At 57.9% G+C, this 14,013-nt stretch carries 11 protein-coding genes; 4 read left to right on the top strand and 7 right to left on the bottom strand.

Going from position 1 to position 14,013, the window contains the following annotated elements:
• Positions 1-27 precede the first annotated feature (27 nt).
• Positions 28-825: an acyl-CoA thioesterase gene (locus ACP7C6_RS13590; RefSeq protein WP_028619504.1), complete on the top strand. Its 798-nt coding sequence runs from the start codon at positions 28-30 to the stop codon at positions 823-825.
• A gap of 2 nt (positions 826-827) precedes the next feature.
• Here ACP7C6_RS13590 and ACP7C6_RS13585 read toward each other — a convergent pair whose 3' ends face one another.
• From ACP7C6_RS13585 to ACP7C6_RS13560, 6 genes are all read right to left on the bottom strand, one after another.
• Positions 828-1,190, bottom strand: a complete 363-nt coding sequence (locus ACP7C6_RS13585; RefSeq protein ID WP_010566540.1) for an Mpo1-like protein — start codon at positions 1,188-1,190, stop codon at positions 828-830.
• Between the two features lie 138 nt (positions 1,191-1,328).
• Positions 1,329-1,742 carry a hypothetical protein gene (locus ACP7C6_RS13580; RefSeq protein WP_154670149.1) on the bottom strand — a complete coding sequence of 138 codons (414 nt, stop codon included), beginning with the start codon at positions 1,740-1,742 and terminating at the stop codon, positions 1,329-1,331.
• Positions 1,743-1,820: 78 nt separating this feature from the next.
• Positions 1,821-2,225 carry an Imm50 family immunity protein gene (locus ACP7C6_RS13575; protein ID WP_311895261.1) on the bottom strand — a complete coding sequence of 135 codons (405 nt, stop codon included), beginning with the start codon at positions 2,223-2,225 and terminating at the stop codon, positions 1,821-1,823.
• On the bottom strand, positions 2,222-6,937 hold the full coding sequence (locus ACP7C6_RS13570; RefSeq protein WP_426108887.1) for an RHS repeat-associated core domain-containing protein: 4,716 nt from the start codon (positions 6,935-6,937) through the stop codon (positions 2,222-2,224). The genes ACP7C6_RS13575 and ACP7C6_RS13570 overlap by 4 nt, the downstream gene beginning before the upstream one ends.
• A 198-nt stretch (positions 6,938-7,135) precedes the next feature.
• Positions 7,136-8,617 carry a methyl-accepting chemotaxis protein gene (locus ACP7C6_RS13565; protein WP_308908559.1) on the bottom strand — a complete coding sequence of 494 codons (1,482 nt, stop codon included), beginning with the start codon at positions 8,615-8,617 and terminating at the stop codon, positions 7,136-7,138.
• A 96-nt stretch (positions 8,618-8,713) separates the two neighbouring features.
• Positions 8,714-9,520, bottom strand: a complete 807-nt coding sequence (locus ACP7C6_RS13560; RefSeq protein ID WP_426108886.1) for a TatD family hydrolase — start codon at positions 9,518-9,520, stop codon at positions 8,714-8,716.
• Between the two features lie 237 nt (positions 9,521-9,757).
• Here ACP7C6_RS13560 and ACP7C6_RS13555 point away from each other — a divergent pair, with 237 nt between their 5' ends.
• From ACP7C6_RS13555 to ACP7C6_RS13545, 3 genes are all read left to right on the top strand, one after another.
• Positions 9,758-11,179 (top strand): transglycosylase SLT domain-containing protein, encoded by a 1,422-nt coding sequence (locus ACP7C6_RS13555; protein ID WP_028615628.1) that lies wholly within the window; start codon positions 9,758-9,760, stop codon positions 11,177-11,179.
• Positions 11,180-11,282: 103 nt separating this feature from the next.
• A complete protein-coding gene (locus ACP7C6_RS13550; RefSeq protein WP_028615629.1) occupies positions 11,283-11,717 on the top strand; it encodes a DoxX family protein in 435 nt (144 codons plus the stop codon).
• Positions 11,718-11,964: 247 nt separating this feature from the next.
• The gene (locus ACP7C6_RS13545) at positions 11,965-12,273 is read left to right on the top strand and encodes a hypothetical protein (RefSeq protein WP_016975361.1); all 309 of its coding nucleotides are present in this window, start codon (positions 11,965-11,967) and stop codon (positions 12,271-12,273) included.
• 4 nt (positions 12,274-12,277) lie between these two features.
• Here the strand turns inward: ACP7C6_RS13545 and ACP7C6_RS13540 are convergent, their stop codons facing one another.
• Positions 12,278-14,008 (bottom strand): Gldg family protein, encoded by a 1,731-nt coding sequence (locus ACP7C6_RS13540; RefSeq protein WP_426108885.1) that lies wholly within the window; start codon positions 14,006-14,008, stop codon positions 12,278-12,280.
• Between the last annotated feature and the right edge of the window lie 5 nt (positions 14,009-14,013).

The following is a 14,013-nucleotide window of genomic DNA, read 5'->3' as shown; positions in this document are numbered from 1 at the left end:
ACCTGTTTCTTTTGATGTGAGACCGCCATGCGCTTTAGTGATTTGCTCGACGCCGCCCGCAGCAACCCGCTGGATGTCACCATCCCCGCCGAATGGGCCCAGGGCCGCGCGACCTTTGGTGGCCTGGTGGCTGCGTTACAATACGAGGCCCTGCGCGCCCAGGTGCCTGCCGATCGTCCGCTACGGTCGCTGGCTATCACCTTCGTCGGCCCTGTAGCGCCAGACGTTCCTGCCTGTTATCAAGTCGAAGTGTTGCGCGAAGGCAAGGCCGTCAGCCAATTGCTTGGCCGTGTGGTGCAGAACGGTGAAGTGGCGACACTGGTACAGGCCAGTTTCGGTGCGTCCCGCGAGTCGGAAATCGCGGTTGAAAGCGAAGCGCCGCCGGTGTTCAAACATTGGGATGAATGCCAGGAACTGCCCTATATAAAGGGCGTTACCCCCGAGTTCATGCGTCATTTGGCGATGCGCTGGAGTGTCGGCGGCTTACCCTTTACCGGCAATAAATCCCGAGACATGGGCGGTTGGGTTCGCTTACGCGGCGATGTCAAAGAAGAGCCACTGACTGAGGCGCATATCCTCGCCCTGGTTGACGCCTGGCCCCCAGCCTTGCTGCCGCACCTGAAAAAACCAGCACCCGGCAGCACCCTGACCTGGACCATCGAATTCATCCAGCCCTTGCAGGATCTGACGACCCTCGACTGGTGCCAGTATTACGTCAACATCGAACACGCCCGCGATGGCTACGGCCATGCCGCTGCCGCCCTTTGGAGCCCGGCCGGCGAGTTGATCGCCATCAGCCGCCAGACCGTGGTGGTCTTCGCCTGACCTCAATGTCGGTGGCGCTGCCGCCAGGCGCGCCACCAGCCGCCGCTTAGTACAAAGCGCGGAAAAGTCACGAACTGCTCGACCACCAGGCGCTGCACCGCATCTTTACGGTCACTGAACGGCTCACTAGCCTGGGCTTCCAGGCTATGGCCATGACGCTGCAACGCCAAGCCGGCCAGGATCCCGACCACACCCACGGCAAAACTGGCCAGGCTCAGGCTGAAAACCCCGGACACGATCAACAGAAACCCGATGATGAACAGCGGCACGGCAATCAGGTGCAACGCCAGGTTGGTCGGGTGTTGGTGGTTCTGCGGGTAGTTACGCCATTGCCAGGCGGGGAGATTGGGGTGACGTTTGCCCATGATGGTGAATCCTCTGTCCGTTGAAATAGCATGGAGAGAGTTTAGGTGGGGTTGGGGGGAGGGGCGAATTGGGGCTGGCTATTGGGGTCATAGACTGCAAGCTCCTGCCATGTAAACGACTGCTCGATTTTAAGTTTTTCAGTGAAAGCTGGCGTCGATTCTCTCGACCGTTAATTTGACAAAACTCCCATTCAATTCTGGATGGTCATAATGTATGCCTTCGTCGTTCAGCGATGTGAAGGTGAGAAGTCTCTCGTCACAGAGTTCGCCGTAAAGGATGTAGGAATAGCCAGGATCTATCTTTTCGGCCAACACGCTGCTCGGCTCAGCACGCTCAAGCACATAATCTTCAGGAATGTTTATGGTCAGCTCCACATCATAGAATTTCCCAACTTCTATTTGATAGGGGCAGTAACTAATAAAGCAATTTATGATCGTCCCCTCTATGAGCAGCGTAATGTCTTCTTGTATCTGATCATTGAGTGCTAAAACGCGCACCCGCTTATAGTTATTTGTTGTAAGGTCTGATTGTTTTGTCAGAGGGGTTGCCATTTATCATTCTCCAGAAGTTTTTTTCGATTTTGCTATGCAGAAATCGTCTTTCTGTGACCGTTTAACAGCTTTGCATACCTAGCCACAAGCTGAGTCTGGGGCGTTGATGTATACGGCTGGACCGCAGAGAGAAATATATTTGGCTTTCAACTCGATTGCCGAAGACTTGGAAGTAGCTTGCAACTCATAATAGGTTTCGTGTTTAGTTATCACGACTTTTAGCGTTTCTCTAGTCGGAATGTTTTTGATTTTGACATCGCTCAATCCGCCGCAATCCAGGCCTATTCTGCATGTGTTAAACCCCTTTTTAATCCACTTTTCCGGGGGGGTGTCAGGAATTTCAGATATGTCGAAACCTAAACCGATATTGGGTCGGTCATTGTCAATGGTCACGGAGAAAAGCGTTATTTCGCCTATTTCTACCGGGTAAGTGAATACCTTGTTGAAGAAAATCGTGTTTTCTAGCTCGTTCCAATATTTCATTTTTTATCCTTGAAATAATAATGGTCTCTAGCGCCATCTAATTTTCCATTTCTCGGCCTGTTTTTCGGTCGAAGATTGAAATGCGCGGTTTGATCACCCTTTCCGTCAGGTGCTGAAAACTTGTGACCAGCTCCATGATCTTGAATTAGAACCTTTGAACCGTCCGCCCGGGTGAATTCGTACTCTCGAGTCATCACAGGCCTTCCTTGTGCATCCAGAATTTCGTTTTTCTGCTGATCTTTCATTGATACATGTGAATATTGCCTCATTGTCCCTAATCTGGGATCGAGTACGGCATCTGGGTGTTGTGCACGCGGTATTCCCGCATCGGCCTTGGCTTGTTTGAACGCTCCATTCCTTGATACTTCCGGCGCAGACGGCTCTTTAGGTGTGCCACATTCTGGGCTTTTCGTACCTTTAGGTGGGCAGTTGGCATTCAACCCTAGTGGGTCAATCCATCCCGTAGGATTCGGCACGTATTGGTACGCGTTGATCCCACCCGCCAGCTTCACCGGGTCCGGCGTCAGGTAGCGACCAATATCCGGATTGTAGTAGCGATGGCGGTTGTAGTGCAGTCCGCTTTCCGGGTCGAAGTATTGACCTTGGAAACGCAGTGGGTTGTCGATTTTGTTGATGTCTAGACGGGTGATTTCGCCATAGGCGCGGTAATGGGCGGACCAGACGATTTCGCCATCCTGAGCGGTGAGTTCCTGTGGGGTGCCCAGGTGGTCAAGTTGGTAGTGGTAGTGACTGGTTTCCTTTGGACCGAAGCCTTCCAGCAGCGCCAACGGCCGGAAGGTGTCGGGTTCGTAGAGATAGCTGCGGTGACGGTCTGCGTGGTGTTCGGCGATGAGTTTGTCGCCTTGCCAGAAGAACTCGGTGGTAATGCCATCAACAGTTTTGCTGATACGGCGGCCAAACGGGTCATAGCAATAGCTGGCGGTCTGGCCGTTGGGTTTTTTAATCCCGATCAGGCGGTGCTGACAGTCGTAGCGGTATTCGGTGACGAGTTGATGGCCTTTGCCGCGTCGTTCGCGGATAAGGTTGCCGAAGGCGTCATAGTCGTAATGATGGTCGCCTTGGATCATCAGGCGATTGCCGGCCACGATGTCCGGGCCCGGGCGGTCTTGCATGAGAACGTTACCAGCCGGGTCGTGGCCGAAGCGTTCCTGCACGTGTTGGGAGTGGTCGGCGCGGGTGAGGCGGTTTAGCGGGTCGTGGTGGTAGTGGTGTTCGCCTTTGCGGGTGTCGAGCACACGGGTGAGGTTGCCGGTTTTGTCGTAGTCGTAATGACGGCGGTACATCGGGCCTTCGGCATCGCCAATGTTTTGGTTGAACAGGCGTCCTTGGTCATCGTGTTGGTAGCTGCTAAGCAGTTTTCCTTGCGCGCGCTGCTGTTCGCGGTCGGCGTTGAATTGATGTGAGGTCAGTACCGCGCCGTTCAGTTCAACCGTGGAAAGGTGACCACCTTTGTCGTGTTTGAAGGTGAGACGGTTGTTGTCCGGTAGACGTAGTTTTTGCAGCTGACCGCACGTGTCGTAGCCGTAGCGGAGCGTGCCCCAGCCTTGGTGTTCGGCGGTGAGGCGGTTTTGCGTGTCGTACTCGTAGGCGAGGGCCGAATGGCCATCCTCGACACTTAGGAGATTGCCTTGACGGTCGTAGGTGTAATCGACATGGTTGTCGTCGGGCAGGGTTTTTCTTACGAGCCGACCGGCATAGTCGCGCTCGTAGCGGGTAACTAGCTGACTGCCGTCATCGCCGTGTTCGGTCTTTTCCTGCAGGTTGCCGTTGAGGTCGTAGAGGTAAGCCGTGCGCTGGCCGTCAAAGCCGGTCTCCTGCTGGATCAGGCCATTGGCGTGATACTGGAGTCGGTAGGTTTCGCCAACCTCGTTTTCGATCTCGGTCAGCAATAACCGCACATTGTCGTAACGGTATTTGACCTGAGTGCCATCAGCGTTGATGCGACGGCTGATCAGGTGCAGGCCATCGGCGTATTCGTAGCGAGTGACGTGGCCGAGTTCATCGCGTTCGGAGGTGATTTTTCCGTACGCGTTGTAGCTGTATTCCCGTGTGGCACCGTCGGGCTGAGTCAGTTTCAGTAAGCGGCCTGCTGCATCCCATTGATACTGGGTCAGCGAGCTATGTTCATCCTCACGCGCAACTTGCCGTCCAAGGTTGTCATAGCGATAGCGCTTAACGCCCCCATTCGGCAACTGCTCCTCAAGCAATTGCCCACGCTCATTCCAAACCAGCCGATGACAGCTATGATCCGGCAGCCAAACCTGCGTCAGTTGCCCGCGTTTGTTGTAGCTGTAGTCAGTCGAATGGCCGTCAGGACCGGTCTTACGCGTAACGTCGCCCTGGTCATTACGCTCATACTTCCAAATCGCTTCACCACGCCGCACAACCCGTACGAACCCATTGTCATGCTCGTAGGTCGTTGGCTCATCATCCCCCGGAAACAACGCCACCAAACGCCCAGCTTCGTCGTACTGGTAGGCCGTGATCGCCCCGAGAGGGTCCTGCTCAACCGTCAGCCGGCCTTTCTCATCGTAGGATTTGAAGTGCTCAGCGCCGTCAGGATCCACCCGCTGCACCAGCCGCGCCCGCTGGTCATGCACATAGACTTCCTGGCTGCCATCGGCGTTAAACACCGTGACCTGGCCGTTATCGTCCCAGGCATAGCGCGTGTCCATCTGCGAGAAACTGGCCCAATGCCGGACACATCGCGCCGCCTTACCAGACCTTTCCCACTCCCAAAAGAAACTAGCCCCACCCGCCAAACCACGCTCAAGAATGACGTGCTGCTCGTCGTACCGATAAACCTCGCTTTCGCCTACCGCATTGGTCGCAGAAACCAACCGACCCGCCACGTCATAGGCGTAGGAAACAACGTTCTGCTCCGTCACCCAGACAAACGGACCGTCATCGACGGCCCGCTCAATCTGGTAGTCCACCGCCACAATGCGACCCAACGCATAGCGCAAAAACAACGAGCGCCCGACGCCGTTATCCAGCCGCTCAATCTGCCCCAGATAATTCCGGGAAATGCGCAACCGGTTGTCATACGCATCGCTGATCGCCGTCAGCACACCGTCGCGAAAATGGTAGAAGCGCGCCCCTTGAGACAGGACTAACTCATCGGGCAATGACCCCAAGTAGATCGCCGCTTCGGCCAGGCTGTTGGTAATCGCCGGTCGAGAGTTAGAAGGCAGGGGCAGGGTAGTCGACCGATTCTCATGATCCGTCCACACCACCGAATCCCCGGAAACACTCAACCGATGCGCCAGCGAGTGACTCCAGCCAAACCCCAACCCACAATCCACTTCCACCGCGCTGGTGCGATACAACCGGGTCCACTCAAACGGCAAGATCCCGTCCAGCGCGCCATCGGTGAGCGTCAGCAACTCCTCGCCGGTGACCATCGACACCGGGCAGCCGTTAGTGGCCGTCTTGTCCGACGACGCCGCCGCATCCCCAGCCGGATTCTTCCCAACAGCAGGCGCATCATCCACATGTTCCTGGCGCACCAACACCGTCCGCTGGGACTTGTCCCGCACCACCGGCACCGCGTTGGAAACCACCTGATCCCCAGCCTTCAACGGCACATCCGGAACCGTCCGAATCGGTGTCGCCGGGCTACCCAGCAACAGCGGCTTGGCCGTTTCGACATGCGCGTCCAACCGAGGCCCAACCAACTGATCGGCCAACATCGCCAGCCACTTGCGCACCCGACCCGACTTGATATGCCCCAACACCTGCATACCCAGCCGAACCTGCACGCCCATGCCCCGCGTCGCCCAGATCAAAAACAGATTGATCAGAATCTCGCCGGTAATCTCGCCCACCAGTTCATACATATCCGGCGGCGGTAGCATGCGTGTCCAGGCGACCATTGCCGACAGATAGATGAACAGCAGCGGCTCATCGCTGAGCACCAGCAGGCCATGGGCGATGGCGTCCTTGCCCAGTTTCAGTAGCTCGTCCAGCTCGACCTGGGTGATGTACTTCAGCAACTTCTCGCTATTGGCCTCGAGGTCCGCCAACAGGTCGTACAGCTGTGTGACGTTATCCCAGAGGTTATAGAGCGCCTTGCCAATCCCACCCGCCAACGCCACGCCTTGCATCGCACTGCGCTCGAACGGCGTGGCGTTGGCGAAGTCCTTCCATCGCGGTTTGAAGGTCTTCGTCCATTCATCACGCAAACGCTCTTCCAGCCCGGCGATCACTGACTGATAAGACGCATACAGCGCTTTGACGTGTGCCTTGGAAACGTTGGGGTAAAAAGTGATCTGGTAACGCTGGTCGCGGATGCAATCGTTGACTTCAAGAATGCCGCTGGCGTCGATGGTTCGACGGATAGGGTCACCGAATGGCGTGCCGTCCGACCCGATGGTTTGCAGCATCACCGGCGTATTACCGATGGGCACAAACCGCGTACTTTCAAACATATGCACCAGGGTCAACGAGCCCTGGGCTTTGCAAACGGCCACGGTGCGATTGGGTTTTTTGGAAGACGCGGGAGCGACGAGGGAAACTTCCTGGCCGACCTTGAACACCTGCTCCACGTCCAGCGCCGAGCCGCTCCAGAAGCTCTCGGCCCATTCGTCAAATGAGCTCAAGCACGCGCTGAAGTCACGAAAGACGCTTTCCACGTCCGGCTTTTCGGCATTCATGGGTGACAGGACGAACTGCGCGATAACCGGAATCATGAAACGACCCCATTGGGTGGGGCACTGATAGAAAGGTGCATCGGCGGTCCCTCGCGCTGATTGGTCAGGCGAGAGACTTTGGAGAGGTTGGCTGAGAAAAGAAGTCGGCGTTATTCGCAGGGAGGGCTAGGAAGTTTCGCCAAAACTTCGGGCAAACCGAGGCTATGTTGTAGGCGGTGGATTACAGGGTGAACAGTCCTACAGCTTCAACTGCCCAATCGCTTTGCTCAACTCCCCGGCCAGTGTGGCCAGTTCATTGCTGGTGGTCGCCGAGTCAACGGTCTGTTGCACGGTGTTTTCGGTTACGTCGCGAATGCTGACGACCGCGCGGTTCATTTCTTCGGCCACGTGGCTTTGCTGTTCGGCGGCGACAGCGATCTGGGTGTTGCTTTCGCGCATCTGCGCCACTGCACCGGTGATTTCGGCGAGGGCTGCGCCCGCTTCCTGGGCCTGCTGCACGCAGTCGTCGGCCTTGAACGAGCTTTCCTGCATGAAGTCCACCGCGTCGCGGGTGCCGGCTTGCAGGGCCGAGACCATGCGGGTGATTTCGTCGGTGGAACTTTGCACGCGCTTGGCCAGGTTGCGCACTTCGTCGGCGACCACGGCAAAGCCACGGCCCATTTCCCCGGCGCGGGCGGCCTCGATGGCGGCGTTGAGGGCGAGCAGGTTGGTTTGCTCGGCGATGCTGTGGATCACGCTGACCACGCCGTTGATTTTCTGGCTGTCCTCGGCGAGCTTCTGAATCATTTCGGCGGTTTGTTGCACACCGGTGGACAGGCCGGCAATCGAACGTTGCACGCGGGTGACCACTTCCTGGCCGCTACCGGCAAGGGTGTCGGCGGTCTGGGACAGATCCCTTGTGGCGCCTGCGTGCTGGGCAATGTGATAAACCGTTGCAGTCATTTCGTTGATGGCGGTGGCGGCCTGGTCGGTTTCGCTTTGCTGGCCGAGCATGCCGTGTTGCACCTCGTTCATGCTGCTGGCGAGGCGCGCGGCGCCGTCGTCCAGCTGTTGGGCGGTACGCGCTACGGTGCTGACCACTCTCTGGTAGCCGGCCTGCATTGCGTTGAACGCGCTGGCCATCTGGCCGACTTCGTCCTTGCACGCCAAAGGCACGCGGGCCGACAGGTCGCCGGTTTTCTCTACGTGCAGCATCACGTCCTTGAGAGTGTTGAGTTGGCTGAGCAGGAAGCGGATCAGCAATTGCGAGGCACCGAGCATCGCCAGCATCAGGATCATGACCGCCACCGCATAGTTGGCGAAGCGCTCTTCGAACACCTGGCTCAGGCTGGGCGCGTAGGCAAGGACGGCAGCATATTGACCATCAGGGCGGGCGACGACTTCGGCGCCCATCAGCGGGTTCTCGCCGAACACAGGCATGTGATTGAGCTCGATCCAGCCCGTGGCGCTGCCAAGGGCTGACAGATCCTGGTCCGCCAGTTGTGGGACTTGGCCGCGTTTGAACGTCAGCCAGTGCTCGCCCTTGGGCAGTGCTTCCCCAGCCGGCCAGGCGCCAAGCAGCCGCGCTTGTGCCTGCGCCGAGGCGTGGGAGGCTGTGCTGCGCGCCTGTTGTTCAAGCTGCACGGCATACAGCACCAGCAGTAGGGTCGTAATGAACGCGACCGCGTTGACGGCCCAGAATTTATATTTCAGCGAGATATTGCTAAGCCAGGCACCCATGGAAGGTTTTCTCTGATAGCGGAAACAGCATTGGCAAGGTGCCATTATTGTGCCGCTATTCAGGGAGACGGTTTTGACGTGGGTCAATGCGCCGCATCAAACCACTTCAGGCAGCCCAAAGAAGCGGCGGGCGCATGCCGTGCTGTTACGGGCGAGGTCTTCCATGCTTTCGTTGCGGTGCAGGGCGACTTCGCGCAGGACTTCCGGCAGATATGCCGGCTCATTCCGGCCATTTTTCGGCTTGGGGCGCAGGGTGCGCGGCAGCAGATAGGGGGCGTCGCTCTCCAGCATCAGACGGTCACGGGGAATTTCCCTGACCAGTGGATGCAGGTGTGTCCCACGGCGTTCGTCGCAAATCCAGCCGGTGATGCCGATGTACAAGTCGAGGTCGAGGTAGCTGAACAACGCCGCCTGTTCACCGGTGAAGCAATGCATCACGGCGGCGGTGAGGTGGTCGCGGTAGTCCTTGAGAATTTCCAGCAGGCGCTGGTTGGCGTCACGTTCGTGGAGAAACACCGGCAATTTCAGCTCGACGGCCAGGGCCAAGTGTTCTTCCAGGACTTTTTCCTGCTGCGGGCGCGGGGAAAAGTCCCGGTTGAAGTCCAGCCCGCATTCACCCACCGCACGCACGCGGCCTTCGCTGAGCAAAGCGCGCAGACGCTGGGCGCTGTCGCCGTTCCAGTCGCTGGCGGAGTGGGGGTGGATACCGGCGGTGCTGAACAGGCGTTGGCCGCTGTCATCGAGTTTTTCGCACAACGCCAGGGCCTGTTCGCTGCCCTCGATGCTGGTGCCGGTGAGCACTAATTGCTGTACGCCGGCAGCATAGGCGCGGTCGAGTACCGCTTGGTGCTTCTCGTCGAAACTAGGGTTGGTCAGGTTGACGCCGATATCAATGAGTTGCATGGTGCTATCTCCGCCTGCGGCCGGAAAGCATATCAGAGCTGTAGATTTATAAGAAAAACGAAGAACTACAACGAGTTATAGCTGTCTTTGAACGTCGCAAGTGACATTGTGGTCGGCCAGCCGCCTTTCACCCTGCCACCGTTGCGCGCCTTGCCAGCGCATAAAGCGCTCTGTTTCTGACTCCCACCGCCTCGTTTTTCGCGAGGGCGTTGGCCAGTATTCTTTTCCGGAGAGCGGATGATCCGACCCTCGGCGTTGCTTATGTTGTGCCTGACGTTGCTGCTGCCCATGGCGGCGGTCGCGCGTCTGGACGGGCCGCTGGAAGTCACCAAGCCCAGCAAGGTTCGCGACCTGGCGGAGATTCGCTCCAGCCGCACCCTGCGCGTATTGGTCAACCAGAGCCGTAACAGTTCCGGCGAGGTCCAGGGCCAGGCTATTGGTGTCGAATACCATCGCCTGCGCGCTTTCGAGCAATACCTCAATGGTCATGCCCGCGATGGCCAGGAAATCAACCTCAAGATCATTCCCAAGGCCAAGGACCAGTTGCTCGGCGCGCTGGCCCGTGGCGAAGGCGACCTAGTGGCGCCGGGTGAATTGCTCGATGTGAAGGCTGCGCACAAGATCAGCGCCAGCGACCCGATTGTCAGCGATGTACCGCTCTGGCTGGTGGGTGTGAAGGGCGAGCGGCGGTTTACCAAATTGGAACAACTGTCCGGTCGCACCCTGGCATTGACCACCGGCAGCGCGGCGGCGGACGCCATCAGCCAGGTCAACCAGAAACTGGCCCTGCACAAGCAACCGCCGGTGAAAGTGGAGTGGGTGGACCCGACACTGGCGGTGGAAGACGTACTGGAAATGGTCCAGGCCGGCATTTTTCACCTGACGATTGTTGAAAAGCCGATTGCTGAACGCTGGTCGAAAATCCTGCCCAAGTTGCGCTTCGATAAGCAGGTGGCGATCAGCGAGCCGGGCGACGAGTACTGGTTCGTGCGCCAGGATGCCTCAATGCTGCGGGCCAGTATTGATCGATTCCTCAAGACCTACCGGACGCCTTCCGACCAGGATGTGGCTTTCCAACGTATCTACCGTCGCCTCTATCAAGTACGCAATCCACTGGCCCGCGTCGACCGTCAGCGCCTGGAAAAACTGCGCCCGGTGTTGCAAAAGCACGCCCGTGAGCAGGGCATGGATTGGCTGAACCTGGCGGCACTCGCTTTCAAAGAGTCGGCGCTTGATCCTGGCGCCCGCAACAGTGGCGGTCCCACCGGCCTGATGCAGATCACGCCCTCGGCAGCGCAGCGAGTGGGAGTCAACAATATCGAGAGCCTCGACAGTAACGTGCAGGCGGGCGCGCGCTACTTGGCGATGATCCGCCGCAAGTTCTTCGCCAGCCCCAAGCTCAACGAGCGCGAGCGCATGGCGTTTGTGCTGGCGGCCTACAACATGGGGCCGGAGCGGGTGCAGGGTATGCGCACCGAAGCCAAGCGCCGGGGGCTGAACCCCAATCAGTGGTTCTTCCAGGTTGAGCGTATTGCCATGGAGCAGGTAGGGATGGGCGGCGTCAGCTATGTTAATAGCGTCAACAAGTACTATTTGGCGTTCGATCGGGAGCGGGAGTCTCTGGAGCCGCCAACGCCGAAAATCGCCTCACGGAAGTAATCGATTTTATCGATGTTAATCAGGCATTTTTTCGGCTTTTATCATTACCTAAACTGATTAATATAGCGGCCAATCAACCCCTACTTAGAAAAGGATTATCACGATGAGCCCACTGATCAAAAGCATCCTGTCCACCCGCGCCGGTTACGGCCTGACCATTCTGCGTATCGTTGTCGGCATAATCTTTGCCGCCCACGGTTCGCAAAAACTTTTTGGCTGGTTTGGCGGCTACGGCCTGGCGGGTACTGCCCAGTGGATGGAAAGCATTGGCCTGGCGCCAGGTACCCTGATGGCATTGCTGTCGGGTGGCACCGAATTCTTTGCTGGTTTGGCTTTGATCATCGGCCTGCTGGCTCGTCCTGCGGCATTGGGCCTGACCATTCTGTCGCTGGTGGCGATCTTCTCGGTGCACATCCATAACGGCCTGTTCATGGCCAACAACGGTTATGAGTTCGCCCTGGCCTTGCTCGGTGGCTCGCTGGCGGTACTGCTGGAAGGTGCCGGCAAGCTGTCTGCGGATCGCGCCATCGCCAACTGATCCCCGTAGAACCTTCAAGAGGCCCGCCCTGTGCGGGCTTTTTGCTGATCGGGATTCTTGACACCGCCCCTCCGGCTTCTCTAGGATGCCGCTCATGCGCCGATTTAAACAGCTAATTGCGGGGCGCCATGGGTGATCGTTATCGGTCCCGACAGAAGCATGTTCCATGCTTCGAAATTCCGCTAAAGCGCTGGTTCGGTGTTGCCTCTCACCTGCCCGCAGACTTTTGAGGCAGAGACACGACACGATGAATGCACTACGCCCCCTGATACGCCTGGCCCCGATCACCGCGGACCTCACTCAACGCAATCCTAAAATTCTCTTGGGCGGCAAACACCAGCCGACGCTGTTGCGCTACCTGGACGGCTGGCCGCGTCGTACGGGCCGACCATCCGCGTTCCTGATCCAGTTTGTCGAAGATGGCGATTCTCTTGCGCGGTTTGCCAGCAACAGTTTTGACCTTGCGGTTATCCAGGCGCCCAGTGCTGGCGACGCCGATGAGGTCATCCGTCAGTTGACTCGCATTGCCCGGCAAGGGCTGATCGCCCGTCGTTGAGCGTTCAGTGAATGAGGTTGCCGGCTTTCAGCCGGCGACGGCGTTGGCCCAGAAAGACCAGCCAGGCGATCAGGCATAAGGTCACGGGTATCGCAAAGGTCACCGTCAGTTTTATAACCCACTCCAATCGACGCACCTGGGCATAGGCTTCGTGCTCCAGGGTATGCAGTTCCATGGGCAAGCGCAGACGTTCCTTGTTGAGTGCCTGCAGCTGAGTGGTGGTGTCCACTGCCTGGGTGCCAAGGGCGGTTGTCCACGGACTAAGCCGCTGCCATTCCTGCTCAGTGCGTTGCAGGCGCCGCTCCAGCTCGCCGGCTTTCAGACGATAGGCCTGTTTCGCGACGTTGCGCATGCGCTCCAACCTGTTTGGCGACGTTTCCTGAGGCGCGCGCGGGCGAATGGCGGCGAGTGTGTCGGGGACGGACAGATTGTCGAGGGTATTCAAGACAAACAGCGCGTTGCCGTCGGGCGCCGAATCGTTGACCTTATCCATGAGCATGTCCGTATCGGCAACCACTACAACATGAATCTGTGCCGCTTTCTGCAAACCGGGCGGCTGCCCCTTGATGCCATCGGGAAACACCGAATAACTCGGCCCCTCGATGCGCGCAGCAATCACATGCTGTCGTTCCTGCTTCGCTGCCTCTTCAATCAATGCGTCGATCGCAGTCGCGCTTGTGAGGCCATTAACGTCCAACAGGACAGACTGTTCGGAACTTTGCAGGAGCGGGGTGAAGGTCGTGCGGCTCTTGCTCAAGGGGGAGAGGGCGCCACTGCTCGATACCGTCACCCTGCTGAGGTTCCATGTGCTGATGTCATGGGTGTTCATTGCCTGGCGAGGCAGGTTCAATCGGACCTGATTGGGCGCACCCTGTGTCTCCCTTGGCGTGTAGACGTCGTCCACCACCAGCTGGTTCGCCGGCATCTGGATACCCCAGGCGGCCAGCAACTCGCTCAGCCGAGTGTTGCCTGAAGGGAGGTTTGGGCGTTGTTCAGTCAAAGGGTCGATAAACATCATCAACCTGCCGCCCTTCAATACAAATTGTTCAATGACATACACAGTTCGCTCAGGCAACGCCTGAGGGTGCACGACCATCAGTGTTTTGATCTGCTGGGGGATGGATGCGGCAGCAGGTTCCAGATTGACCAGGTCGAATTCCTGCTGCAGTTCCTGCAACAGCCGGCTTGCGGATTTGTCCATCGCCAATCCCGACAATAGCGCGATGACCGGGCGCTCGGGGTGCTGCAATTTATACAGCAGATGGCCGATTTCATACTCAAGCAAGGGCTCCTGGTCGAGGCTGAAGGAGCCAATACGTCGTACACCGTGACCAACACGGGTGCCGATAAGGCCGAGAAACCCAGCATTGTCGTCTAGCCCGGACAGTCGGGCCTTGTAGGCATCCTCCGAAAAAGGGGCCGGCTCAATAAGGTGCAGGTTAATCATGCCGTTGGCCGTTTTCTCGTACTCCTTGAGCAGGTCTTCAATACGCTTGCTGTAGCGTTGCACCGCGTAGCTTCTTTTCGGGTCGTTGCTGGAGTTGAAGTAATACAAGTCCACTGGGTCTTCCAGCGTAGTGAGCAGCTGTTTTACCGCAGGCGCGAAGGTATGAATTTTGTGTTCAGAAAGATCCCACCGTATATCGGGAAGTTTGCCTATCCAAACCAGGTTGAACGCCAGGAAAAGCAGGAAGGTGACGGCGAGTGTCATGCTGGTGCGCAGCGAGGACCGCATTGAGG

Source organism: Pseudomonas sp. TWR1-1-4 (assembly GCF_049897165.1).
Classification (GTDB): Bacteria; Pseudomonadota; Gammaproteobacteria; order Pseudomonadales; family Pseudomonadaceae; genus Aquipseudomonas; species Aquipseudomonas canadensis.
Note: the sequence above shows the minus strand (reverse complement) of the source record. Positions and strands in the feature narration are given on the sequence as shown.